This window comes from Candidatus Eisenbacteria bacterium, assembly GCA_016235265.1.
In the GTDB taxonomy this organism is placed as follows: Bacteria; Eisenbacteria; RBG-16-71-46; order RBG-16-71-46; family JACRLI01; genus JACRLI01.
In genome coordinates, this window is record JACRLI010000002.1 from 175285 (window position 1) to 198181 (window position 22897).

General features: G+C 69.8%; 19 protein-coding genes. 12 read left to right on the forward strand and 7 right to left on the reverse strand.

Annotated elements, in window-relative coordinates:
* The 7 genes from HZB25_01140 to HZB25_01170 form a co-directional block, all read right to left on the reverse strand.
* Positions 1–756, reverse strand: a 756-nt coding sequence (locus HZB25_01140) for an oxidoreductase (GenBank protein ID MBI5835824.1), incomplete at its 3' end; no start/stop codon positions are given.
* 1 nt (position 757) lies between these two features.
* On the reverse strand, positions 758–1597 hold the full coding sequence (locus HZB25_01145) for an FAD/NAD(P)-binding protein (protein MBI5835825.1): 840 nt from the start codon (positions 1595–1597) through the stop codon (positions 758–760).
* Positions 1594–2076 (reverse strand): cyclic nucleotide-binding domain-containing protein, encoded by a 483-nt coding sequence (locus HZB25_01150; GenBank protein ID MBI5835826.1) that lies wholly within the window; start codon positions 2074–2076, stop codon positions 1594–1596. The genes HZB25_01145 and HZB25_01150 overlap by 4 nt, the downstream gene beginning before the upstream one ends.
* A complete protein-coding gene (locus tag HZB25_01155; protein ID MBI5835827.1) occupies positions 2073–3251 on the reverse strand; it encodes a 4Fe-4S dicluster domain-containing protein in 1179 nt (392 codons plus the stop codon). Before HZB25_01155 ends, HZB25_01150 begins: the two co-directional genes overlap by 4 nt.
* Positions 3252–3307: 56 nt before the next feature.
* Positions 3308–4777, reverse strand: a complete 1470-nt coding sequence (locus HZB25_01160) for a leucyl aminopeptidase (protein ID MBI5835828.1) — start codon at positions 4775–4777, stop codon at positions 3308–3310.
* Positions 4778–4925: 148 nt separating this feature from the next.
* Positions 4926–5990, reverse strand: a complete 1065-nt coding sequence (locus tag HZB25_01165; protein ID MBI5835829.1) for a DUF4388 domain-containing protein — start codon at positions 5988–5990, stop codon at positions 4926–4928.
* 14 nt (positions 5991–6004) lie between these two features.
* Positions 6005–7831 (reverse strand): hypothetical protein, encoded by a 1827-nt coding sequence (locus tag HZB25_01170; GenBank protein ID MBI5835830.1) that lies wholly within the window; start codon positions 7829–7831, stop codon positions 6005–6007.
* Positions 7832–8040: 209 nt separating this feature from the next.
* Between HZB25_01170 and asnS the strand changes: the two genes are divergently transcribed.
* The 12 genes from asnS to HZB25_01230 all read left to right on the forward strand — a co-directional run bounded on the left by asnS (position 8041) and on the right by HZB25_01230 (position 22802).
* Positions 8041–9333, forward strand: a complete 1293-nt coding sequence (asnS, locus tag HZB25_01175; GenBank protein MBI5835831.1) for an asparagine--tRNA ligase — start codon at positions 8041–8043, stop codon at positions 9331–9333.
* A gap of 147 nt (positions 9334–9480) precedes the next feature.
* Positions 9481–9762 (forward strand): BMC domain-containing protein, encoded by a 282-nt coding sequence (locus tag HZB25_01180; GenBank protein ID MBI5835832.1) that lies wholly within the window; start codon positions 9481–9483, stop codon positions 9760–9762.
* A 64-nt stretch (positions 9763–9826) separates the two neighbouring features.
* A complete protein-coding gene (locus HZB25_01185; GenBank protein ID MBI5835833.1) occupies positions 9827–11788 on the forward strand; it encodes an amino acid permease in 1962 nt (653 codons plus the stop codon).
* Between the two features lie 25 nt (positions 11789–11813).
* Positions 11814–13787: an APC family permease gene (locus HZB25_01190; GenBank protein MBI5835834.1), complete on the forward strand. Its 1974-nt coding sequence runs from the start codon at positions 11814–11816 to the stop codon at positions 13785–13787.
* 212 nt (positions 13788–13999) lie between these two features.
* The gene (locus tag HZB25_01195) at positions 14000–16561 is read left to right on the forward strand and encodes a sodium-translocating pyrophosphatase (GenBank protein MBI5835835.1); all 2562 of its coding nucleotides are present in this window, start codon (positions 14000–14002) and stop codon (positions 16559–16561) included.
* Between the two features lie 141 nt (positions 16562–16702).
* Positions 16703–17584 (forward strand): substrate-binding domain-containing protein, encoded by an 882-nt coding sequence (locus tag HZB25_01200; GenBank protein ID MBI5835836.1) that lies wholly within the window; start codon positions 16703–16705, stop codon positions 17582–17584.
* Positions 17585–17633: 49 nt separating this feature from the next.
* Positions 17634–19742 carry a tetratricopeptide repeat protein gene (locus tag HZB25_01205; protein ID MBI5835837.1) on the forward strand — a complete coding sequence of 703 codons (2109 nt, stop codon included), beginning with the start codon at positions 17634–17636 and terminating at the stop codon, positions 19740–19742.
* A gap of 21 nt (positions 19743–19763) precedes the next feature.
* Positions 19764–20105: an STAS domain-containing protein gene (locus HZB25_01210; GenBank protein ID MBI5835838.1), complete on the forward strand. Its 342-nt coding sequence runs from the start codon at positions 19764–19766 to the stop codon at positions 20103–20105.
* A 141-nt stretch (positions 20106–20246) separates the two neighbouring features.
* Positions 20247–20972, forward strand: a complete 726-nt coding sequence (locus HZB25_01215) for a MotA/TolQ/ExbB proton channel family protein (protein MBI5835839.1) — start codon at positions 20247–20249, stop codon at positions 20970–20972.
* Positions 20973–20991: 19 nt separating this feature from the next.
* Positions 20992–21444 (forward strand): biopolymer transporter ExbD, encoded by a 453-nt coding sequence (locus HZB25_01220; GenBank protein MBI5835840.1) that lies wholly within the window; start codon positions 20992–20994, stop codon positions 21442–21444.
* Positions 21445–21559: 115 nt separating this feature from the next.
* A complete protein-coding gene (locus tag HZB25_01225; GenBank protein MBI5835841.1) occupies positions 21560–22003 on the forward strand; it encodes a biopolymer transporter ExbD in 444 nt (147 codons plus the stop codon).
* A gap of 46 nt (positions 22004–22049) precedes the next feature.
* A complete protein-coding gene (locus HZB25_01230) occupies positions 22050–22802 on the forward strand; it encodes an energy transducer TonB (protein ID MBI5835842.1) in 753 nt (250 codons plus the stop codon).
* Positions 22803–22897: the final 95 nt, after the last annotated feature.

Sequence of the window (22897 nt, forward strand, 5' to 3'; positions counted from 1 at the left end):
GCGCCGGAACGGCTCGGAATTGGCGTTGTAGCTCCGGAACAGGCGCACCAGGTCCTCCTCCGAGGTTCCCAGCTGCGTGAGCCGCGCCCCCAGGGAGGCGGTGTTGTGCGTCTCGGCCGGGCCGAAGCAGCCGAAGCAGCCGCGGTCGAACGCCGGGCACAGCGCGTCGCAGCCCGCCTGCGTCACGGGCCCCAGGCACGCGGTGCCGCGGGCCACCAGCAGGCAGGTGGTGCCGCGCCGCTTGCACTCGGAGCACACGCTGTCGGTCGGGATGTTCGGCCGGTTGCCGTGCAGGAACGCGCGCAGCACCTCCACCAGCTGGAGCTTGCTGACCGGGCATCCGCGCAACTCGAAGTCCACGGACACGTGGTCGGCGATGGGCGTGGACCTGCCCAGGACCTCGATCCAGCGCGGGTTGGGATAGACCGCCGCACCCAGCTCGGCCACGTCCTGGAAGTTGCGCAGGGCCTGGATGCCGCCGGCCGTGGCGCACGCGCCGATGGTGACCAGGAACTTCGACGCCCGCCGCACCTGGTGGATGCGCTCGGCGTCGTGGGGCGTGGTGATGGAGCCCTCGACCAGCGACAGCTCGTAGGGGCCCTTCACCACCGCGCGCGAGGCCTCGGGGAAGTTGGCGATCTCCACGGCGCCGGCCACCGCGAGCAGCACGTCCTCGCAGTCCAGCAGGCTCAGCTGGCACCCGTCGCACGACGCGAACTTCCACACCGCCAGCTTTGGCTTCCGCGCGGGCGCCATGTCAGATCTCCTCGACCGCGGCCAGCGAGCGAATGTGGTCGGCACGGTACACCGGCCCGTCCTGGCAAACGAAGTGGGGCCCGATCTGGCAGTGGCCGCACAGGCCCACGCCGCATTTCATGTTCCGCTCCATGGACAGGTACACCCGCTGCGGGGGGATCACCTGCCGGTCCAGCTCGGCCAGCGTGAAGCGCATCATGATTTCCGGTCCGCACACCATGGCCACCGTCTTCAGCGCGTCCAACTGGACGCGGTGGAAGAAGCGCGTCACCACGCCCACGTCGCCGCGCCACGGGCCGATGCTGCGGTCCGCGGTGACGTGCACCTCCATGTCGAACTTGGAGCGCCACTTCGAGAGCTGGCCCTGGTACAGGATGTCGGCGGGGGTTCGCGCGCCGTACATCAGCACCACGCGCCGGTAGTCCCGGCGGTGGGCCAGGACGTGCAGGATGGACGGTCGCAGGGGCGCCAGGCCGATCCCGCCGGCCACGATCAGCACGTCACCGCCCACGGCCTCCCTGACCGGCCAGGGCGTGCCGAAGGGGCCGCGCACCCCCAGCGTTCCGCCCGGCTTCAGTTCCGTGATGGCGCGGCTCACCGCGCCCACCGCGCGGGTGGTGTGGACGGTGACCGCGGAGTCGGCTGGATCGCCGCTGATCGAGATGGGCACCTCGCCCACCCCGAACAGGTACAGCATGTTGAACTGCCCCGGCAGGAAGCGGATCCCCGGCCCGCCGTCGGCGGGCGAGATCTCCATGGTGTGGGTGTCCGGGGTTTCCCGGGCCACGCGCTCCACCTTGAAGGGGCGGGGCAGCATGGGCTCGGGTGCGCGCTGGATCATCCGCGTCTCCCAGCGGGCAGCGTCGAGCCGTACACGTCGAGCAGCTGCAGCCGGGTGGCGTCCAGGCGCTGCGACATGATGTGCGTGAACCGCTTCAGCAGCTCGTAGCCCAGCGCGTAGTCCCGCTCGCACTTCGAGCGCAGGCAGGCGCCGTCCAGGGCGATGGCCCGGGTGCGTTCCACGGCGCGCGCCGAGAAGCGCCAGTGGTAGGGCGGCACCAGCCAGGACCAGCCGAGCACCTCGCCCGCGGCCACGGTCTGGATGGTGATGGGGCCGCGCCCGGGAGCGAAGATGTCCAGGGCCACGCGGCCCTCGCGGACCACGAAGAACTGGGTGGCTTCGTCGCCTTCCCGGAACAGGGTGGACCCGGTCTCGAAGCGCACGTTGGAGGCGCAGCCGGTAATGAGCGAGAGGTGCTCCGGCGAGATGTCCCGCAGGAACGCGTGCTCCCCCAGGATGGACTCGAGGGTCTGCGTCATCGTCTACCTCCCGCCGGGGAAGCGGAGCCCTTCGGGGTGCCGCCGGTGACGGCGCGCGCTTCCTCGGTGATGTCGATGCCCACCGGGCACCAGGTGATGCACCGCCCGCAGCCCGAGCAGCCGGGAGACCCGTACTGGTCCTGCCACGAAGCGAGCTTGTGGGTCAGCCACTGGCGGTAGCGGGCGCCCACCGACTGGCGGATGCTGCCGCCGTGGATGTAGGAATACTCGAGGCTGAAGCACGAATCCCAGCGCCGGCGGCGCTCCGTGGTGGCGGCGGCCAGATCGGTGACGTCGTCCACGGTGGTGCAGAAGCAGGTGGGGCAGACCTGGGTGCAATTGCCGCACGCGAGGCACTTCTCCGCGATCTTCTCCCACCGGGGATGGAGATGGGAGGTGTAGAGCTTCTCCTTGAGCCGCTCCAGGGGCAGCGACTTGCGCACCGTGGCCGCCGCCGAGCGCGCCTGGGCCTCGGCGGAGGCGGTGTCCTGGTCCGTGGACGTCCGTCCGGGGAGCCCTTCCGCAACCTTCTGCCCGGAGGGCGAGCCCACTTCCAGCAGGAACTCGTGGCGGCCGTGGTCGGTCAGCTCGGTGAGCGCCAGGTCGAACCCGGATGCGGCGCGCGGGCCGGCTCCCATCGAGGCGCAGAAACAGTTGGTCCCGGCGTTTGCGCAGTGTACCGCCACCAGCAGCGCGTTCTCCCGGCGGGCCTTGTAGGCAGGGTCCACGTGGGGACCGCCCATCAGCACCCGGTCCTGGAGCTCGATGGCCCGCAGGTCGCACCCGCGCACTCCCAGGAACGCCATGCGCCGCGGCGCGGAGGTGTCCGCCTCGCAGCGAAAGCCGTCCGGGGTGCGTCGAGCGCGGAACAGGGACGCGGAGGAGGGGTGCAGGAAGTGCTTCCAGGAGCGCGGTCCGACGGTGTAGCCGAAGAGCGCCGCGTCCACGCGACGGATCAGGCGATAGGAACCGCCGTGCTGCTCGTCGGTCCAGCCGCGGGGCAGGTCGGCGACGGACTCGATTTCATCATAGAGGATGGCGCCGTCGCGGACCGTGGGCCCGAGCAACTCGAAACCGTGGGATCGGATCTGCTGCAGGAGTGCGTCAAGGCCCTGCGCATCCAGGACCCGCAGGACGGAGGAGACGGAGCTTGCTTGCGGCGCGGCCAGCGACATGGGCTTTGGGTTCCCGGGTGTGCGGCTCGGGGAAGCTCGCCACCTTCGTATCCAATCTACTCCCAGCGCATGGCCATGTCCACCAGAGTTTTGACTCCGTACCCGGTCCCGCCGCGCGCGAGGCCAGCGCGGTCGCGGTCCAGGTGCCCCACGCCGGCGATGTCGAGGTGCGCCCAAGGATAGCTGGTGAAACGCCTTAGGAACGCCGCCGCGGTGCACGCCCCGCCCTCGCGCGTGCCGGCCGTGTTCTTCAGGTCGGACACGTCGCTCTTCATCATCTCCTCATACTCGGGCGACAGCGGCAGCCGCCACATCTTCTCGCCCCAGCGGCGCGCGGACTCGGCCAGGCGGTCGTGCAGCTTCTCGTCGCCCGCGAACAGCCCCGCGGTGACGGCGCCGAGCGCGATGATGCACGCGCCGGTCAGGGTGGCCAGGTCCACCACCGCGTCGGGCTTGAATCGCGCCGCGTAGGACAGCGCGTCGGCGAGCACCAGGCGGCCCTCGGCGTCGGTGTTGATGATCTCGATGGTGGTGCCGTTCATGGCGGTGATGATGTCGCCGGGCTTGAGCGCCCGCCCGCCCGGGAGGTTCTCGGCCGCGGCCACCAGCCCCACCACCCGCACGGCGGGCTTGAGCTGCGCCAGGGCCTGCATGGCGCCGAACACGGCAGCCGCGCCGCACATGTCGAACTTCATGCGCTCCATGTTGTCGGCGGGCTTGAGCGAGATGCCGCCGCTGTCGAAGGTGATGCCCTTGCCCACGAACACCAGCGTGCCGCGGGTGCGGCCGCGCGGGGTGTACTCCAGCTCGATCAGGCGGGGCTCCTCGGCGCTTCCGCGGGACACCCCCAGCAGTCCGCCGGCCCCCAGGCGCTCGAGGTCGCGCGGGCCGTGGATCCGGCAGCGCAGCCCCAGCGGGCGGGCCATCGCCTGGGCGGCCTCGGCGAAGGAGCGGGGAACGAGGTCGTTGCCGGGGCGGTTGGCCAGGTCGCGTGCGGCGTTCATGCCGTCGAGCAGCGGCTGCAGCCCCGCGAGCGCCGCCTTGGCCTCGGCCAGCTCGGGCCGGGCCGCCAGGAACGCGATGGACTCCAGCCGGGTGGTGCGCTCGTCGGCGCGCGTGCGCCACGCGTTGTAGGCGTATCCGCCCTGGTTGAGCCCGTCGGCCACCGCGGTCACCGCCGCGGAGGCGCCGAACCGGGACAGCGAAGGCAGCCACACCGCCATGTCCTTCACCTTCAGCCCCTGCGCCTGCCGGGCAGCCACCGCCGCCGCTTCGCGCAGCGCGTCCGGGATCACGCCCTTGCGCGGGCCCAGCCCGGCCAGGAACAGCCGCGTGCCCTCGGCGTAGAGCACCGCCACCTTGTTGCGCCGGCCGTTGATGTCCCGGGCCGCCAGCGCGGCGCGCACCGGCCGCCGCAGGGCGGCCGGCAGCTTCAGGGTCTCGAGGGTGTCTCCTTCGGCGATTCCCACGAACAACGCGGGCACGCGCGGCGCGGCCGTGCCCGCGGAACGAACTGCCAGGCGCATTCCTACCTCCGGTCGGGGGATGCACTACCGTCGAACATCATGTCGCGGCTGAGTCTTGCACGGAGGGGAGGGGTGGTCAACGCGCGGGGCGCGCACGAGGCGCGCGGGGGGCGGGAGGAATCGGAGCGATGCAGCCGGGGCGGCGGGCTCAGTCCGCCATGAGGATCGCCGCCAGCGCCACGGGATCCGACGGATTCGGCGCCCCCTCGGGGCGCACCGTCCACCCGGGCACCTGGACCACGCGCGCCGGATAGGTTCCGTGATGGAGCTTGTGGACCTCGGCGACCAGGCGCACGTCGTCGAGGTACTGGGCCCGCCGCGCCTCCTCCCACGCGGAGGCCGGGCCCGAGCCCGCCGGTCCGAACCAGCCCGACGCGCCCGCCACCAGCAGGCGCAGGCCGATCACCGCCACGGCCATCGCCGCCACCAGGCCGGCCCCGAAGGCCACCTGCTCCACCGAGCTGCGCGCGAGGCGGCGGCGCATGCGCTCCCGGGCCTTCCACTCCTGCGCGCCGTGGATCTCCACGAAGCCCGCCTCCCACAGCTCGTGGATGGCCTCGTAGAGTTCGAACAGCCACAGCGGGAGCGTTTCCTCCAGGTCCCCCAGGATGCGCGGGGTGACCAGGGACTCCAGCACCCGGCGCCTGCGGGGGTCGGGCTCGTGGGCCAGCGAGCTGTCGCGGCGGCTCAGGAGCACCGCCGGGGTGAGCAGCACGCGGCGGAAGCGGGTCATCTCGTCCTGGCGGCGCATGGCCTCCATGAGCACGCCCTCGGTGCGGAAGGCCAGCCGGAATCCGCCGGGGGCGGGCTTGAGCGCGCGGGTGACGAACTCGTAGCTGCCGCTGCGCCACGAGAGCGCGCGCAGCAGCAGGTCCTGCACGTGGTCTTCGAGGAAGCCGGCCAGGTCCTCGGGCGGGATCAGGCCCGCGCCGAGGATGATCTCCAGCGGGTCCGAGCCGTCCGCGCTGCGCATCTCCGCCACCCGCCCCAGGTCGTCGGGCTTGAGGCGGCGCATGCGCAGCAGGCTGGCCTCCAGGGTGGACGCTTCGCGCGAGCCGGGCTCGTGCGTGGAGACGATCCGCCCCTCCTCGAACACCAGCATGGCGCGGCGGTCGCCGGAGCCCAGGCGCAGCACGCCGGTCTTGCCCTGGCTGGCGATGAGCTGGAGGATCTCCTCCAGGCGGAAGGTGTCCAGGTTGCCTTTCAGCGGCATGCGCTGCCTCTCCTTTACGCGGCCTGCTGGAGCACCGGGGGACCGGCCTCCAGCTCGAGGCGCTGGGCCTCGCGGTGCTCGTGCCACTGGCGCTGCGCGGCCGGAAGCCAGGCCACCAGCCACAGGGCGCCCAACAGGAACACTCGGGGCGAGGCCTCCAGCCCGGCGGTGAAGTCCGGACCGGAGTGAACCGCGGCGCCGGCCGTGGCCGTGGCGACCGCGAGCAGCCCGGCGACGAACCACTCCGCGTAGCATTCCGCCCAGCGCCCCGACGCGGCCGCGCCCACGGGGGGCAGCGCCAGGCGCACCGCCAGCAGGAGCCAGCCGCGCTCGCGGATGCGCTTGGAGCGCCGCCGCTCCAGCAGCACCCGCGCGAACGACCCGCCGTCGGCCACCCCGAGGTGGCCGGCGCACACCTGGCAGAACGTCTCGCCGCGGCGGCGGGCGCTGCAGCGGCGGCACACGGTCACGCCGCAGTTGGCGCACTGGTACACGGGCAGCCAGCGGTTGAGCCGGCTGCCGAAGAACGAGCCCAGCGCCAGCACCAGCAGCGCCAGCAGCGCGAAGGGCAGCGTGCGGGCCTCCCAGGCCGATTGCAGCCAGCGGGGCGGCTCCATCCAGTCGCTGCGCAGGTTGGTCTCCTCGCGCCACAGCTTCCAGAGGGCCTCGGGCGAGAGTCCCTCCTGCATCATCGCGCCCTGGCCGGCGCCGAAGGCGTTGAAGTGCCGCCGCAGCCGGTCGAAATCGAGCCCGCCGGCGCGCAGCATCTCGCGGTTGGCCTCCTCGAAGGCCAGCCGGCGCGAGAGCACCTGGGCCAGGTTGTAGTGGGGGGCGGTCAGGCGGTCGTCCGCCTGAACGGCGCGGCGCAGCGCGGCCTCGGACGCGTCCGCCTTTCCGAGCATCCACCAGGCCACGCCCAGGTTGTTGAGCACGCGGGCGTCCCCGCGCGAGAGCGAGTCGGCGCGCGAGAGGTCGCGCACCGCGGCGTCCAGGCGCCGGGAGCGCAGGGCCATGTGGCCCCGGGCAAACGGAATCTCGTAACGTCCCGGAGCCTGCGCCTCGGCCTCGTTCAGGCCGGCCACGCGCGCGGGAGTCCACGTGGAGACCTCGGCCTGCAGCACCCGGCCCGTCCAGCTGGTCGTGCCCCGGGCCACCAGCAGCGAGTCCACCTCGCGCACCAGCCAGGGCGCGGCCAGGGTGGCCACCAGCAGCAGCGCCCAGGCCCGCCGGCCGAGCCCGCGCAGCGAGGGCTGCAGCAGCGCCAGCGTCAGCAGCGTGGGCAGCACCCAGCCCAGCCCCAGCAGGAACGGCACGGCACAGGCGAGTGCGGCGATCACCGCCGCGTAGGAGGAATCGAGGTAGCGGGCGAAGAACTCGGCCAGCCGGTGGTGGAGGTGCGGCATCGCCAGCACCACCGCGGTCAGCGCCATGCACAGCGCGGCGATCCACCCCGCCAGCAATCCCCACAGGAGCAGGTGGAACAGCGTGGCGTACTGGGACCGGAAGGAGTTCGCGGAGAGGCGCAGCGCCTGCAGCAGCTCCCCCGGCGCCGAGGCCGGGTCGCTGCTCAGGCAGGACCACGCGAGCGAATAGTGAGGGTCCGCCCATTGCGGCAGCAGGCGCGTGGCGGCCAGGAACTCCTGTTCGGCGCGCGCGTGCTCTCCGCGCGCCCTGGCCAGCAGCCCGGTGCGATAGTGGGCGTACGCGGTCCAGGACGGGTCGCTGACGGGGGACGCGGGGGCCATGGTGTTCGCGGCCGCCGCTGCCGCGCCTGCGGGAGGGGGCGCGCACAGGGCCAGTGCGAAGAGCAGGAGCAGGCTGGCGTGGAGCGTTCGGCGCATGAGCTCTCCGGCATTCGGTCCGGCCCCGGGATTGACAGTCCCCGGGTCGGCCCCTAGTTTCGAATCCCAAGTTGGGACTCCGTCCCCGGGGCGCGTCGGGTCGCGCTCGCGGGGTGCGGACGCGTGCGCGCCCACGGCGCGCGACGCCCTCTTCGAATCACCCTGATTATCGGCGTATTTCGTTTCCATCCTTAGCACTTGGGAGCGCCATGACAGTCACCACCATTTCCGAGCTCCACCGCCACGAGGGCCAGGAGGTGCGCCTCCGGGGATGGCTCTACAACAGCCGCTCCAGCGGCAAGTTGGCATTCCTGCTGGTGCGCGACGGCAGCGGGACGGTGCAGGCGGTGGCCTCCCTGAAGGCGCTCGGCGAGGCGCAATTCGAGGAAGCCCAGAAGCTTACGCAGGAGTCCTCACTTGAAATCTGGGGCCTGGCCAAGGCGGATCCCCGGGCGCCGGGCGGGTACGAGCTGCAGGTCACCGGGCTCAAGGTGGTGCAGGTAGCCCACGAGTATCCCATCACCCCCAAGGAGCACGGGATCGAGTTCCTGCTCGACCACCGGCACCTGTGGCTGCGCTCGTCCCGACAGCACGCGATCCTGAGGGTGCGCGCGGAAGTGATCCGGGCGGCGCGCGAGTGGCTGGACGATCACGGCTTCGTGAACTGCGACACTCCCATCCTGACCCCCGCCGCCTGCGAGGGGACCACCACGCTCTTCCAGGTGGAGTACTTCGAGGAGTTCTCGTATCTCACCCAGAGCGGACAGCTCTACAACGAGGCCACCGCGGCCGCCTTCGGCAAGGTGTATGCGTTCGGCCCCACGTTCCGCGCCGAGAAGAGCAAGACGCGGCGGCACCTCACCGAGTTCTGGATGCTCGAGCCGGAGATGGCCTACGCGGACCTCGACGAGGTGATGCGGGTGGAGGAGGAGATGCTGAGCCACGTCGTGGCGCGCTGCCTGGAACGGCGCGGCGAGGAGCTCAAGCGGCTGGAGCGCGACACTTCGAAGCTGGAGAAGGTGAAGGCCCCGTTCCCGCGATTGCACTACGCCGACGCGGTGAAGCGCCTCAACGAGAAGGGCGTGAGCTTCGAGTGGGGTGGCGACTTCGGGGCGCCGGACGAGGCGACGCTCACGGAGGACTACGAGACGCCCTTCTTCGTGCACCACTTCCCGACCCAGGTGAAGGCGTTCTACATGGAGCCCGAGCCGGGCGACCCGCGACACTGCCGCTCGGTGGACTGCCTGGCGCCCGAGGGCTACGGCGAGATCATCGGGGGAGGACAGCGCATCGCCGACCTGGAACTGCTGCGGCAGCGGATCCGCGAGCACGGCCTGCCGGAGGAGGCGTTCGGGTGGTACCTCGACCTGCGCCGCTACGGCAGCGTGCCCCACGGTGGGTTCGGGATCGGGGTGGAGCGCACCACCGCGTGGATCTGCGGGATCGAGCACGTGCGCGAGTGCATTCCGTTCCCCCGGACGATCTACCGGACCCGGCCGTAGTCCGCGGCGCCGGGCCCGGGGCGAGCAGCCGGACCGGTGGGGTGCGGTGAGGGCGCGCGGGGCGGGCGGCCGGGGCGGGGCACGAGGGTGTGTTTGCCGCTTGGCAGGGGGCGTGGCGCGTCCTATGCTCCCCGGCGGGAGGATTGAATGGACGCGTTGGGCATGGTGGAGACGAAAGGCTTCGTGGGCGCGGTGGAGGCGGCCGACGCCATGGTGAAGACCGCGCCCGTGGAGCTGGTGGGCCACCGCAAGATCGACGCCGGGCTGGTGACGGTGGTGGTGCGCGGCGACGTGGCCGCGGTGGAAGCCGCGGTGCGCGCGGGCGCCGCCCGCGCCGCGCTGTTCAAGCAGTTGATCGCGGCGCACGTGATCCCGCGCCCCGACGACCAGGTGGACCGGGGCCTCCCGGTCGCCATGACCCGACCCTAGAGAGGCGTTCAGGCTGACGTGGGGGGCGCGGCATCCGCCGCGCCCTTCCGTGTTCCGCCGCCCTATGTTCGACCTGAAAAAGATCCTCCTCGGTCGCCCGCGGGACATCTGGGACCCGAACACGGCGCACCGGATCTCCCTGGTGGCCTTCCTCGCGTGGGTGGGGCTGGGGGCCGACGGGCTGAGTTCGTCCGCCTACGGTCCGGAGCAGGCGTTCCTCGCGCTGGGCTCCCACCGCTACCTCGCGGTCTATCTCGCGGCCGTGATGGCGGTGACGGTCTTCATCATCTCCTACTCCTACTCGCGCATCATCGAGGCCTTCCCCATGGGTGGCGGTGGCTACGTGGTGGCCACCAAGCAGCTGGGGGACTGGGCCGGCGTGGTCTCGGGCGCGGCGCTGCTGGTGGACTACGTGCTCACCATCACCACCTCGCTGGCCAGCGGCGTGGACGCGCTGTGGAGCATGCTCCCGGCGAGCACCCTGGGAATGCGGCTGCCGGTGGAGATCATGGTGCGCGCGCTGCTGGTGCTGATCAACCTGCGGGGTGTTCGCGAGTCGGTGCAGACGCTGGCGCCCATCTTCTTCGTGTTCATCGCCGCGCACGCGCTGATGATCGTGGGGGGGCTGGTGGAGGGCTTCCGCCACGTGCCCGAGCTGAAGCACGCGGTGGTGACGGGGCGGCAGGCCGACCTGGGCACCATGGGCGGGTTCGCGCTGCTGATCCTCTTCTTCCGCGCCTACTCCATGGGTGCCGGCACCTACACCGGCATCGAGGCGGTCTCGAACGGCCTGCCGATGATGCGCGAGCCGCGGGTGCTCACGGCCAAGAAGACCATGGCCTACCTCGCGGTCTCCCTGGCCGTGACCGCCGGCGGCATCATGCTGTGCTACCTGCTGCTGGGCGTGGAGCCGGTCCTGGGCAAGACCATGAACGCCGCGCTGGCGGAGAAGTTCGTGGCCGGGCTGGGCATCCTCTCCCCGGCGCTGGGGCAGACCTTCGTGTTCCTGGTGCTGGTGTCCGAGGCGCTGCTGCTGTTCGTGGCCTGCGAGAGCGGCTTCCTGGCGGGTCCGCGGATCATGGCCAACATGGCCGTGGACTCGTGGTTTCCGCACCGCTTCTCGGCGCTGTCCGAGCGGCTGACCATGCAGAACGGCGTGCTCCTGATGGGGGCCGCCGCGCTGGCGGTGCTGCTCTACACGCACGGCAGCGTGGCCATGCTGGTGGTGATGTACTCCATCAACGTGTTCGTCACCTTCTCGCTGTCGCAGCTGGGCATGATCCACTACTGGCTGGAGGCCCGGAAGCGACGCGAGCACTGGAAGCGGCACGTGCCCATCCACCTGGTCGGCTTCGCCCTGTGCGCGGGCATCCTGGTGATCACGGTGGTGGAGAAGTTCCGCGAGGGCGGCTGGGTCACGCTGGCCACCACCGGCACGCTGGTCCTGGTGTGCGCGCTGGTGCGCCGTCACTACCGGCAGGTCCGCCGGAGCACCACGGAACTGGACGAGATCCTCAAGAGCATCCCGCTCAACCCGGTGACCGCGCCCCCGCCGCTGCGCCGCGACGGCGCCACCGCGGTGCTGCTGGTCTCCGGCTACAACGGGCTCGGGATCCACTCGCTGCTGAGCCTGATGCGGCTGTTCCCCAAGCACTTCGCGAACGTGGTGTTCGTGGAGGTGGGCGTGCTCGACTCGGCCAACTTCAAGGGCATCGAGGAGACCGAGAAGCTGAAGGAGAAGACCCAGGCGGACCTCGCGCACTACGTGGAGCTGGCCCACCGGCTGGGGCTGGCCGCAGACGTGCGCATGGCCCTCGGCACCGAGGTGGTGGAGGAGGCCGAGGCGATGTGCCGCGAGGTGATCCGCGAGTACCCCCAGGCGATCATCTTCGCCAGCAAGCTCATCTTTCAGCGCGAGAACCTGCTGCAGCGGCTGCTCCACAACGAGACGGCCTACGCCATCCAGCGCCGGCTGCAGTTCCTGGGAGTGCAGACGGTGGTGCTCCCGGTGCGGGTGACCCTGTAGCGCGCCGCGGATTGGACCTGCCACGATGCCGGATCTGAAGAAGCTGCTGCTGGGCCGCCCCCGCGACATCTGGGACCCGAAGATCTTCCACCGCCTCACCCTCGTCGCGGTGCTCGCGTGGGTGGGCCTCGGCGCCGACGGCCTCTCCTCGTCCGCGTACGGTCCCGAGGAGGCCTTCAAGGCGCTCGGCACGCACCGCTACCTCGCGGTGTACCTCGCGGCCATGACCGCCGGCACCGTGCTGCTCATCTCCTACGCCTACAGCCGGATCATCGAAGTGTTCCCTTCCGGCGGAGGCGGGTACGTGGTGGCCACCAAGCTGCTCGGCCCGCGCGCCGGCGTGACCTCGGGCGCCGCGCTGCTGATCGACTACGCGCTGACCATCAGCATCTCGGTGGCCAGCGGCGTGGACGCCCTGTTCAGCCTGGCCCCGCCCGAAATGCAGCCCTGGAAGCTGCCGGTGGAAGTGGGCGTCGTGTGCCTGCTGGTGCTCATGAACCTGAGGGGTGTGCGGGAGTCGGTGACCGCGCTGGCGCCGATCTTCTTCGTGTTCCTGGCCTCGCACGCGCTGCTGATCGCGGGCGGGTTCACCCAGGGCCTGGGCCACGTGGCGCGGCTCCAGCAGGAGGTGGCCCAGGGCACCCGCTCCGACCTGCAGACCATGGGGTGGTTCGCCCTGCTGGCGCTTCTCTTCCGCGCCTACTCGCTGGGCGGGGGCACCTACACCGGCATCGAGGCGGTGTCCAACGGGCTGCCCATGATGCGCGAGCCGCGCGTGGAGACCGCCAAGAAGACCATGGCGTACATGGCCGGCTCGCTGGCGCTCACCGCCGGCGGCATCCTGCTGTGCTACCAGCTGCTCGACATCCGCCACGTTCCCGGGCAGACCATGAACGCGGTGCTGGCCGCGCGCTACGCCGACAGCTGGCACTTCAACTGGCACTGGGCGCCGCAGGCGCTGGGGCACGGCTTCGTGTGGGTGGTGCTGGTGTCCGAGGCGCTGCTGCTGTTCGTGGCGGCGCAGACGGGCTTCCTGGACGGGCCCCGGGTGATGGCCAACATGGCCGTGGACTCGTGGTTCCCGCACCGGTTCGCGGCGCTCTCCGAGCGGCTCACCATGCAGAACGGGGTGCTGCTGATGGCCGCGGCCGCCCTGGGAACGCTGGCCTACACGCGCGGGCGGGTGGACCTGCTGGTGGTGATGTACTCCATCAACGTGTTCCTGACCTTCTCGCTCTCGCAACTGGGGATGATCCGCTACTGGCTGCTGGCGCGCGGGCGCCGGGAGCACTGGAAGCGCCACATGCCGGCGCACCTGCTCGGTTTCGTGCTGTGCGCCGGGATCCTGGTGGTCACGATTCTGGAAAAGTTCCGGGAGGGCGCCTGGGTGACCCTCGCCTGCACCGTCGCGCTCGTGGGTGTGTGCTCGTGGATCCGCCGCCACTACCGGAAGGTGGGCGAGAACATGGCCGAGCTGGACCGCATCCTGGGCGACCTGCCCGCCGAGCCCGCGGTGGCGCCGCAGCCCATGCGCCGTGGCGGTCCCACCGCGGTGCTGCTGGTCTCCGGCTACAACGGCCTGGGCATCCACTCGCTCCTGGGGCTGCTGCGCTTCTTCCCCCGGCACTACGCCAATGTGGTCTTCGTCTCCGTGGGGGTGCTGGACTCCGCCACCTTCAAGGGAGTTGAGGAGACCGAGGCGCTTCGCGAAAGCGTCGAGGCCGGTCTCGCCCGGTACGTGCAGCTGGCCGGCCGGCTGGGTCTGTCCGCGGAGACGCGCTCGGCGCTGTCCACCGAGGCGGTGGAGGAGGCGGAGCGCCTGTGCCGGGACGCGGTCCGGGATTACCCCGGGGCCATCGTGTTCGCCAGCAAGCTGATCTTCGAGCGCGAGACGCTGCTCCAGCGCGTGTTGCACAACGAAACGGCCTACGCCATCCAGCGCCGCCTGCAGTTCAGCGGGATCCCCACCGTGGTGCTCCCGATGCGGGTGCGCGTCTGACGCCCCGAAGTGGGCCTCGAAACTGGACATCGCCCCGGGAATCTGGTATAAATCCCGGGTCTATTTTTCGCCCTCCCGGGGCGAACTTTGGGCTGGGTGCTGAAGCGCCCGCGTCCTCCGCGGGCGGCCAACCCCTCCACGACCCCGGTCCATCCGCCTTCGCAGGTGCGGAACCCGGCCGATTGATTTCACCAGGTTCAGGAGAGGTCGACATGAACGTTCTGCGCTCCGTCCCTGCCCGCGCGTTGCTGGCCCTGCTGCCGGCCGTGCTGGCTCTCTGTTCCCTCGTGTCCGCGCCGGCGGCCCTGGCCCAGGCCCCCGCGCCGACGGGCGCGTCCGTCGCGGAGAGCTCTTCGGCAGCCGCGCCGGCGGACCCGGCGGCCGAGACCGCCGTTCCCGCGACGGCAGAGGCCGAGCCGTCCGAGGCGGCCTCGGGCGAAGCCAGCCTGAAACTGCCGGACCTGGGCCAGGTGAGCTTCCTGGGCGGGGTGAGCGGCCGGGCGCTGCTGATGGTCGGCCTCCTGGTGTCGGGGCTGGGCCTGCTCTTCGGGCTCATGATGCTGCTGGGGGTGAAGAACCTCCCGGTGCACCCGGCCATGGCGGAGATCTCCCAGCTGATCTGGGAGACGTGCAAGACCTACCTGTTCAACCAGGGCCGCTTCCTGCTGATCCTCGAGATCTTCATCGGCGCCATCATCGCGGTGTACTTCGGCCTGCTGCAGCACTTCGAGCCGGCCCGGGTGGTGATCATCCTGTTGTTCAGCCTGGTGGGCATCGCGGGCAGCTACGGGGTGGCGTGGTTCGGCATCCGCATCAACACCTACGCCAACTCGCGCACCGCCTTCGCCAGCCTGCGGGGCAAGCCGTTCCCCTGCTACAGCATCCCGCTGCGCGCGGGCATGAGCATCGGCATGCTGCTGATCAGCGTGGAGCTGCTGATCATGCTGTGCATCCTGCTGTTCATCCCGGGCGACTACGCCGGCCAGTGCTTCATCGGTTTCGCCATCGGCGAATCGCTGGGCGCGGCGGCGCTGCGCATCGCGGGCGGCATCTTCACCAAGATCGCCGACATCGGCTCCGACCTGATGAAGATCGTGTTCAACATCAAGGAGGACGACGCCCGCAACCCCGGCGTCATCGCCGACTGCACCGGTGACAACGCCGGCGACTCGGTGGGCCCCAGCGCCGACGGCTTCGAGACCTACGGCGTGACCGGCGTGGCGCTGATCTCCTTCATCCTGCTGGCGGTGCACCAGCCCGCGGTGCAGGTGCAGCTGCTGGTGTGGATCTTCGTGATGCGCATCATGATGATCGTGGCCAGCGGCGTGTCCTACCTGATCAACGAGACGGTGGCCAAGGCCCGCTACGGCAACGCCGACGAGATGAACTACGAGGCCCCGCTGACCAGCCTGGTGTGGCTCACCTCGGTGGTCTCGGTGGCCCTGACCTACGTCGTTTCCTACATGCTGATCCCCAGCCTGGGCGGGGACCCCAGCCTGTGGTGGAAGCTGTCCACGGTGATCACCTGCGGCACGCTGGCCGGGGCCATCATTCCCGAGCTGGTGAAGGTGTTCACCTCCACCGAGTCCGCGCACGTGCGCGAGGTGGTGACCTCCTCCCGCGAGGGCGGCGCGTCGCTCAACATCCTGTCCGGCCTGGTGGCCGGCAACTTCAGCGCCTACTGGCTGGGCATCGCCATGATCGTGCTGATGACGGTGGCCTACTTCGTCAGCATGACCGGCCTGGGGGCGCTGATGATGGCCCCGGCGGTGTTCGCCTTCGGGCTGGTGGCCTTCGGCTTCCTGGGCATGGGCCCCGTGACCATCGCGGTGGACTCCTACGGCCCGGTGACCGACAACGCCCAGTCGGTGTTCGAGCTCTCGGTGATCGAGACCATCCCCGGGGTGAAGGAGCAGCTGAAGAAGGAGCACGGGTTCGACGTGGACTTCGCGCACGCCAAGCACATGCTCGAGGCCAACGACGGCGCCGGAAACACCTTCAAGGCCACCGCCAAGCCGGTGCTGATCGGCACCGCGGTGGTGGGCGCGACCACCATGATCTTCTCGATCATCGTGCTGCTCACCCACGGGCTGAAGCCCGAGTACCTGAGCAACCTGTCCATCCTGCACCCGCCGTTCCTGCTGGGGCTGATCACCGGCGGCGCGATGATCTACTGGTTCACCGGCGCCTCCATCCAGGCGGTCACCACCGGCGCCTACCGGGCGGTGGAGTTCATCAAGGCCAACATCAAGCTGGACAGCGCCGCCAAGGCGTCGGTCGCCGACAGCAAGAAGGTGGTGGCCATCTGCACCCAGTACGCGCAGAAGGGGATGTTCAACATCTTCCTCGCGGTGTTCTTCGCCACGCTGGCGTTCGCCTTCTACGAGCCGTACTTCTTCATCGGCTACCTGATCTCCATCGCGCTGTTCGGGCTGTTCCAGGCCATCTTCATGGCCAACGCCGGCGGCGCCTGGGACAACGCCAAGAAGGTCGTGGAAGTCGACCTCAAGGAGAAGGGCACCGAACTGCACTCCGCCACCGTGGTCGGGGACACCGTGGGCGACCCGTTCAAGGACACCTCCTCGGTGGCCATGAACCCGGTGATCAAGTTCACCACCCTGTTCGGGCTGCTGGCGGTGGAACTGGCGGTGTCGCTGACCGCCACGAAGGGCGTGATGTTCAGCCACATGCTGGCGGCGCTGTTCTTCGGGATCTCGATGTTCTTCGTGCACCGCTCCTTCTACGGGATGCGGATCCAGACCGGCCGGAAGTAGCCCCCGGCCCTTCGGCCCGGTTCGGCCCGCCCCCTCTCGAGGGGGCGGGCCGGGGCCCGGCGTGGCGCCCCCCTGGCGGAGGCGCCGAAGGAAGTTGACACGGACCGCCCGATACCTAATTCTTATAGGCAGATCCCAGCCATGAAACTGCGCCTCCTCCTGATCGCAGTACCCCTCCTGATCGCGGCCGGTTGCCACGCCCCGCGGGGGGGCGCGCCGGCTGGGCGTCTGACCGCGGGGCGCCTGCGGCTGGTTGCCGCCGAGTCGGCGCGGACGCTGGCCCGCTCGGAGACGGCCGCATTCCTGGCGATGTACCGGCGTGCCGAGATTGACGTGCGCTTCCGCAACACGCGGGGCGCCGTGGCGGCCCTGTTCGAGGACAGCGCCGACGCGATCCTCATCCCTCGCGAGATCGCGCCCGAGGAGGATTCGCTGGCCCGCGCCCACCGGCTGCGCCTGAAGGGCTTCCGGGTCGCGCTGGACGGCGTCGCCCTGATCGTGCACCCCTCCAACGCGGTCAACCAGGTGGCGCTGGACCAGTTGCGGGAAGTCTATTCGGGCGGGATCGCAAGTTGGGACCGGCTGGGAGGCGCCGACAGGCCCATCGGGTCGCTGTGGCGGGATCCCAACGCCGGCAGCTACGAACTGATGGTGGGGAAGGTGCTGGGTGGGGCCGCCCCGGGACACGTGGACGCCTGGATCGGCAGCGACAGCCAGATGGTGGCGGAGGTGGCCCGGCGGCCGGACGCGCTGGGGTTCGTGGGACGCGACGCGGTCCGGCCCGGCGTCAGAGTTTTGAAGGTTTCCGAGGCCCGCGGTTTTCCGTACTATGCCCCCGACGCGGACAACCTCTGGAACCAGAAGTACCCCCTCCGGAACTACCTGGTCATGGTGTACCGCATGCCCGCGCCGCCGGTCGCGGACGGGTTTGCGACATACGCCCTGAGCAACGAGGGCCAGCGGGTGGCGCTCGAGGCCGGGCTGGTGCCCACGGCGGTGCCGCTCCGGGTCAAAGGCCGCTAGCCGGACCCCGAGTCCGACCCTAACCTGAGGAACCTTGCGGGATGGCGTCATGATCCAGATGAGACTTCGTGCATCGTCCCAGGGCCCGCGCATGGCCGCGGCGATCCTGCTGTTGCTGCTCTCCGCGTCCTTCCGGCCGGCGCTGGCGGGGGACGCCCTGAAGCAGGGGCGCGCCGCGCTCCAGCGCAACGACATCGCGGCGGCCCTTCCGCTCCTCGAGCGGGCGGTGTCGGAGGAGCCCACCAACCAGGACGCCCACGCCACCCTGGCCCGGGTGCTGATCCGAGCCCACAAGTACGAGGAGGCGCGAGCCTCCATCGACGCCTCCGAGAAGCTCTCGCCCGGCGGCAACGTGGTTCCCTACCTGCAGGGCCAGCTGGCCCAGGCGCAGGAGGACTGGGACGGCGCCATCGCGAAGTACCGCGAGGCCCTCTCCCGCAAGCCCAAGTACACCGAGGCGTCCTTCGCGCTGGGCATGGCGCTGCGCCACCAGGGCCAGGCGCAGGCGGCGTTCAACGAGCTCAACCGCGGGCTGGACTTCGCGGGCGAGTCCGAGGTGCCGAAGTTCATGGCCGGCACCGGGCTGGCGCTGATGGACCTCGACTCGCTCAAGGCGGCGGCCGACTCCACCGAGCGCGCCGCGGCGCTGGATCCCGACGATTCCTTCACCCAGATGTCGTGCGGCGAGGTGTACCTGAAGCGGCAGGTGTGGGCCCGCGCCAAGGACTTCTTCAGACGCGCCACCCAGATCGACTCGCTCAACGCCGAGGCGTTCTACAAGCTGGGGCTCTCGCACTACCGGAGCCAGGAGTTCACCGACGCCCTGCAGAGCTTCAAGACCGCGGCGGTCCTGGATTCGCTGTATCCCGAGCCGCAGTACTGGATCGGGCACCTGTACGTCCTGGCCGGCCGCAGCGACGCGGCCCACTACGCCACGGCGGTGCCCTACCTGCGCAACTTCACGCGGTGGCGGCCGAAGAACGGGCTCGGCTGGCGCTACCTGGGCGAGGCCCTGTACCACCAGACGACCCGCGACCCGGAGCTCTTCAAGGAGGCCGCGACCGCCCTGGACACCGCGGCGACGCTGCTGGACCCGAGCAGCCAGGTGCGCACCGACGTGCTGCTGCTCTCGGTCCGCAACTACGCGTACAACCTGAACGACCTGGAGGGCGCCTTCGGGTCCTTCCAGAAGCTGCAGCAGGCCGGCGGCAAACTGGACCCGAAGGACATCCTGCTGGTGGGCTCGCTGTACATGAGCCAGAAGCCGCCGCAGTTCCAGATCGCGGACTCGCTGTTCGCCGAGGCGGCCATGGCCGACTCCACCCAGCCGGACCCGTGGTACAAGCTGGGGGAGAGCAAGTTCTATCAGCGTGAGTACGCGGCCGCGATTCCCTACCTGCGCCGCCGGATCGAGGCCGACTCGGCCGGCGCCATCGCCAAGGGCGGAAAGCCGTACCTGCCGTTCTACCGGCTGGGGCAGTGCTACAACCAGGTGGGCTCCGGCCTGAGCATGAACTCCCAGGCGCTGCTGCAGCAGGCGGACGCGTACGCCAAGGCCAGGAAGGCCGATACTGCGCAGGTGTACGCCGACAGCGCGAAGGTGCTGGAGCGGCAGGCGGGGGCCATGTTCGATTCCGCCAGCGCTCCGCTGAAGTACGTCCTGACCGCGATCCAGCCACCGCTGGCGGGGGACGAGGCGGCGAAGGTGCACCTCGAACTGGGCACCGCCTACGCCAAGGGCGACTCGCTCAACCGGGCGCTGGCGCCCGACGAGTTCCGCGCCGCGGTGCTGGCCGATTCCGCGAGCCCCACCGCGGCGTCCGCGCTGTTCAACCTGGCCTACCTCGACTACTCCGAGAAGCGCTACGTGGAAGCCGCGGCCACGCTGGAGAAGGCCTCGGCGATCAACCCCAACGACCTGCGCGTGCTGGTGATGCTGGCCGGCAGTTACACCCTGACCAACAACATGGAGAAGGCGCGCGCGGTGGCCGCCCGCGGCATCGCGATCGACCCCAACAACGCGGTGCTGAAGCGATTCCTGGCCCCGCCGCCGCCGCCCCGCAAGGGCGGGACGGCGCCGCCGGCCGGCGCGAACGGGAAGGCGCCGGCGGGCACGGAGTCCGCCAGCAAGGGTTCGACCACCACCAAGACCAAGTGATCCGTCCGGAAGGAGAAGGCGATGGCCCTTAAGGAGAAGACCGAAGGCGATATCGTGATCCTCTACCCCAGGGGCTTCCTGATGGGGGGAGCGGAGACCGACGAGCTTCACAAGCGCGTCCAGGAGCTCGAGGCGGCCGGAAACCAGAAGCTGGTCATCAACCTGGCGGACACGTCCATGATGAACTCGACCGCCATCGGTGTGTTCATCACCGCACACAAGCACTATTCGCAGCGCGGCGCCAAGCTGAAGCTCTGCAACGTCGACGCCAAGATCAACAACGTGTTCGTGATCACCCGGCTCAGCCTGGTGTTCGATGTGTACGAGTCGGAGGCGGCCGCGATCGCCAGCTTTGCACTGTAGTTGCGCGAAGGCCCGGGAATCTGACATGATGGCGGCGGGCAGCCCCCCCGGAACGGGGCGTCCCGCCCCCTACCCCTCCAGGTCCGGTTCCCGTCGCCCCGCCGTGTTTCCGCACAGCCCGCAGAGGAGGATGTCCCAGAAATGAAACGCTTCCTGATGCCGATCGTCTTCATCACCCTGCTCGCCGTCTCGATCGCGGTGTATGCGTTCATGGTGCCGGAACTGGTCAAGAAGGGCGGTCCGCTCGTCGCCGGGCTGATCTACCTCGGCATGCTCTCGATCGCCTTCGTCATCGAGCGTTACCTGACGCTGCGCAAGGCCGCGGGCACCGCCCCGCTGCCCCAGTTCCTGATGGGGGTCAAGCGCGAGCTGAACAACAAGAACCTCCCGGCCGCGATGGCCCTGTGCGACAAGCAGCGGGGCTCGGCGGCCAACGTGCTCAAGGCCGGTCTGATCCGCTACCAGCAGTGCCTCGACGAGAAGCTCCCCAAGGAGAAGATCGTGCCCGAGACGCAGCAGGCGATCCAGGAGGCCAACGCCCTGGAAGTGCCGCTGCTGGAGCGCAACCTGGTGGCGCTGTCCACCATCGCCTCGATCTGCACGCTGGTGGGCCTGCTGGGCACCGTGATCGGGATGATCCGCTGCTTCGCGGCGGCATCGAACGTCGGCGCCGTGGACGCCACCGAGCTCGCCAAGGGGATCTCCGAGGCGCTCATCAACACGGCCGGCGGGCTGTTCATCGCCATCTTCGCCATCGTGCTGTACAACGTGTTCACCACCAAGGTGGACAACTTCAACTACATGATGGATGAGGCGAGCTACGAGACGCTGCAGCTGCTGACCTCGAACGTCGCCGACGTGAAGTAGCGGACAGGAGGCGAGCGAGGTGTCTGCCGTCAAGAGAAAGCGCCGCCTGGGGGTCAAGATCGACATGACCCCGATGGTGGACGTGGCGTTCCTGCTGCTCATCTTCTACATGAGCACCACGACGTTCAAGCCGCCCGACAAGGAGCAGATCAAGCTGCCCGAGTCGCACTCGGACCTGCAGGCGCCCGAGAAGAACACCATCACCCTGGCGATCAACAAGGACGACCAGATCACGCTGAAGTTCAAGGCCAAGGACCAGTCGGGGAAGAACATCACCATGGACGTGCCGGTCCAGGTCCCCGACCTGGAGTCCGAGCTCATGAAGGCGCGGCAGTTCGCGCCCATGGCGTACATCATCGTGCGCATGGACAAGGACGCGAAATACGGCACGATGGCGGACGTGATGGAGGTCCTCCAGAAGTCCCAGCTCACGCGCTTCAACGTGATGACCGAAATTTCGCGGACCCCGTAGCTCCCGGGCGACCGGGAAGGGCCCGCTGGAGAGAGGATCGAGTACCGTGGCATCCGTCGACTCACCGGAACCCAAGGATACAAAGGGCAAGAAAGGCCGGAGGAAGAAGCGGCGTGTGGGCGTCCGCATCGACATGACGCCCATGGTGGATGTCGCCTTCCTGCTGCTGATCTTCTTCATGGTGACCACCGTGTTCCGAACCCCGCGCGCGATGGAGATCAACGTCCCGCCGGACAAGGACGTCAAGATCGAGATCGCCCAGTCGAAGGTGCTGATGCTGCGCGCCGTCGAGGGGGACCAGATCTACTGGAACATGGCCACCGAGAAGCCGGCGGTGGTGGCGCTGAAGGACCTCCGCAAGGTCCTCAACGACAAGGCCCGCCAGTTCTACAACCCGAAGACGAAGGAGTCCGACCTCAACGTGGTGATCAAGGTGGAGCGCGCCGCCAAGTTCCACAACCTGGTGGAGATGATCGACGCGCTGTCCCTGGCCAAGATCACCCGTTTCGGGTTCGCGCCCTTCACCGACGACGACAAGAAGCAGATCGGGGGGGCCTGATGAGCGCGCACCGGGCGGCCCCCGCCACGGGGGAGGTGAGCCAGCCATGAGCACCACGACGCAGGCCGTGCCACCCGGCCCGTCCAGCGGCATGCCGGCGTACCAGCAGTACGGGGCCGCCGAGCTGAAGGCGGTGTTCCAGCGGTACATGACGCTGGGCGTGGCGCTGTCGGCCGCGTTCAACATCTTCCTGATCCTGCTCGCACTGGCTGCCGTCCTCCTGAACCAGAAGCTGAGCGAGAGCCACAAGACCCGCGTGGTGGTGGTGCCTCTCCAGCAGCTGCAGGCCCCGCCGCTGTCGAAGCAGCAGGTGGAGCAGATCAAGGTGGCCCAGCAGGTGGCGCCGCCCTCGGTGGGCATCCCGGTCCCGGTGCCGGACGCGCAGGCCCCGCAGGAGACGCAGCTCGCCTCCGCCAAGGAGATCGAGCAGGCGGCATCCAGCGCGGGCACCGGCGCGGGCAGCGGCGACATCGTCATCGCGGCGCCGGCGCAGGAGGAACTGCCTGCGGCCGGCGCGTACGTGTACCGTGACGACGAGCCGCTGCTCATCAAGGCCTACCCGGTCCGCTACCCCGACCTGGCCAAGTCCAGCGGGATCGAGGGCAAGGTCACGGTAAACGTGCTCGTCGGGACCGACGGGCACGTGGTGAAGGCGGAGATCGCCCAGGGAGTGCCGGTGCTCAACGACGCGGCCCTGGAGGCGGTCAAGCAGTACATCTTCAAGCCCGCCCTGGCGAACAACAAGCCCGTGGCCGTGTGGGTCGCGGTGCCCATCGCGTTCCGCCTTAGCGGCAACTAGAGCCTCGGCCTCCTAACCGCCGAAAGAAGCGACCGGGGCCCGGCAGACACCGGGCCCCGCCGCACGTCCGGTCCCGGCCCGGGCGGCGCAACCCC

Excerpts from the sequence above, each read along its gene's own strand:
- HZB25_01145 (MBI5835825.1), bottom strand. The coding sequence starts at position 1,597 with ATGATCCAGCGCGCACCCGAGCCCATGCTGCCCCGCCCCTTCAAGGTG.
- HZB25_01150 (MBI5835826.1), bottom strand. The coding sequence starts at position 2,076 with ATGACGCAGACCCTCGAGTCCATCCTGGGGGAGCACGCGTTCCTGCGG.
- HZB25_01155 (MBI5835827.1), bottom strand. The coding sequence starts at position 3,251 with ATGTCGCTGGCCGCGCCGCAAGCAAGCTCCGTCTCCTCCGTCCTGCGG.
- HZB25_01160 (MBI5835828.1), bottom strand. The coding sequence starts at position 4,777 with ATGCGCCTGGCAGTTCGTTCCGCGGGCACGGCCGCGCCGCGCGTGCCC.
- HZB25_01165 (MBI5835829.1), bottom strand. The coding sequence starts at position 5,990 with ATGCCGCTGAAAGGCAACCTGGACACCTTCCGCCTGGAGGAGATCCTC.
- HZB25_01170 (MBI5835830.1), bottom strand. The coding sequence starts at position 7,831 with ATGCGCCGAACGCTCCACGCCAGCCTGCTCCTGCTCTTCGCACTGGCC.
- asnS (MBI5835831.1), top strand. The coding sequence starts at position 8,041 with ATGACAGTCACCACCATTTCCGAGCTCCACCGCCACGAGGGCCAGGAG.
- HZB25_01180 (MBI5835832.1), top strand. The coding sequence starts at position 9,481 with ATGGACGCGTTGGGCATGGTGGAGACGAAAGGCTTCGTGGGCGCGGTG.
- HZB25_01185 (MBI5835833.1), top strand. The coding sequence starts at position 9,827 with ATGTTCGACCTGAAAAAGATCCTCCTCGGTCGCCCGCGGGACATCTGG.
- HZB25_01190 (MBI5835834.1), top strand. The coding sequence starts at position 11,814 with ATGCCGGATCTGAAGAAGCTGCTGCTGGGCCGCCCCCGCGACATCTGG.
- HZB25_01195 (MBI5835835.1), top strand. The coding sequence starts at position 14,000 with ATGAACGTTCTGCGCTCCGTCCCTGCCCGCGCGTTGCTGGCCCTGCTG.
- HZB25_01200 (MBI5835836.1), top strand. The coding sequence starts at position 16,703 with ATGAAACTGCGCCTCCTCCTGATCGCAGTACCCCTCCTGATCGCGGCC.
- HZB25_01205 (MBI5835837.1), top strand. The coding sequence starts at position 17,634 with ATGATCCAGATGAGACTTCGTGCATCGTCCCAGGGCCCGCGCATGGCC.
- HZB25_01210 (MBI5835838.1), top strand. The coding sequence starts at position 19,764 with ATGGCCCTTAAGGAGAAGACCGAAGGCGATATCGTGATCCTCTACCCC.
- HZB25_01215 (MBI5835839.1), top strand. The coding sequence starts at position 20,247 with ATGAAACGCTTCCTGATGCCGATCGTCTTCATCACCCTGCTCGCCGTC.
- HZB25_01230 (MBI5835842.1), top strand. The coding sequence starts at position 22,050 with ATGAGCACCACGACGCAGGCCGTGCCACCCGGCCCGTCCAGCGGCATG.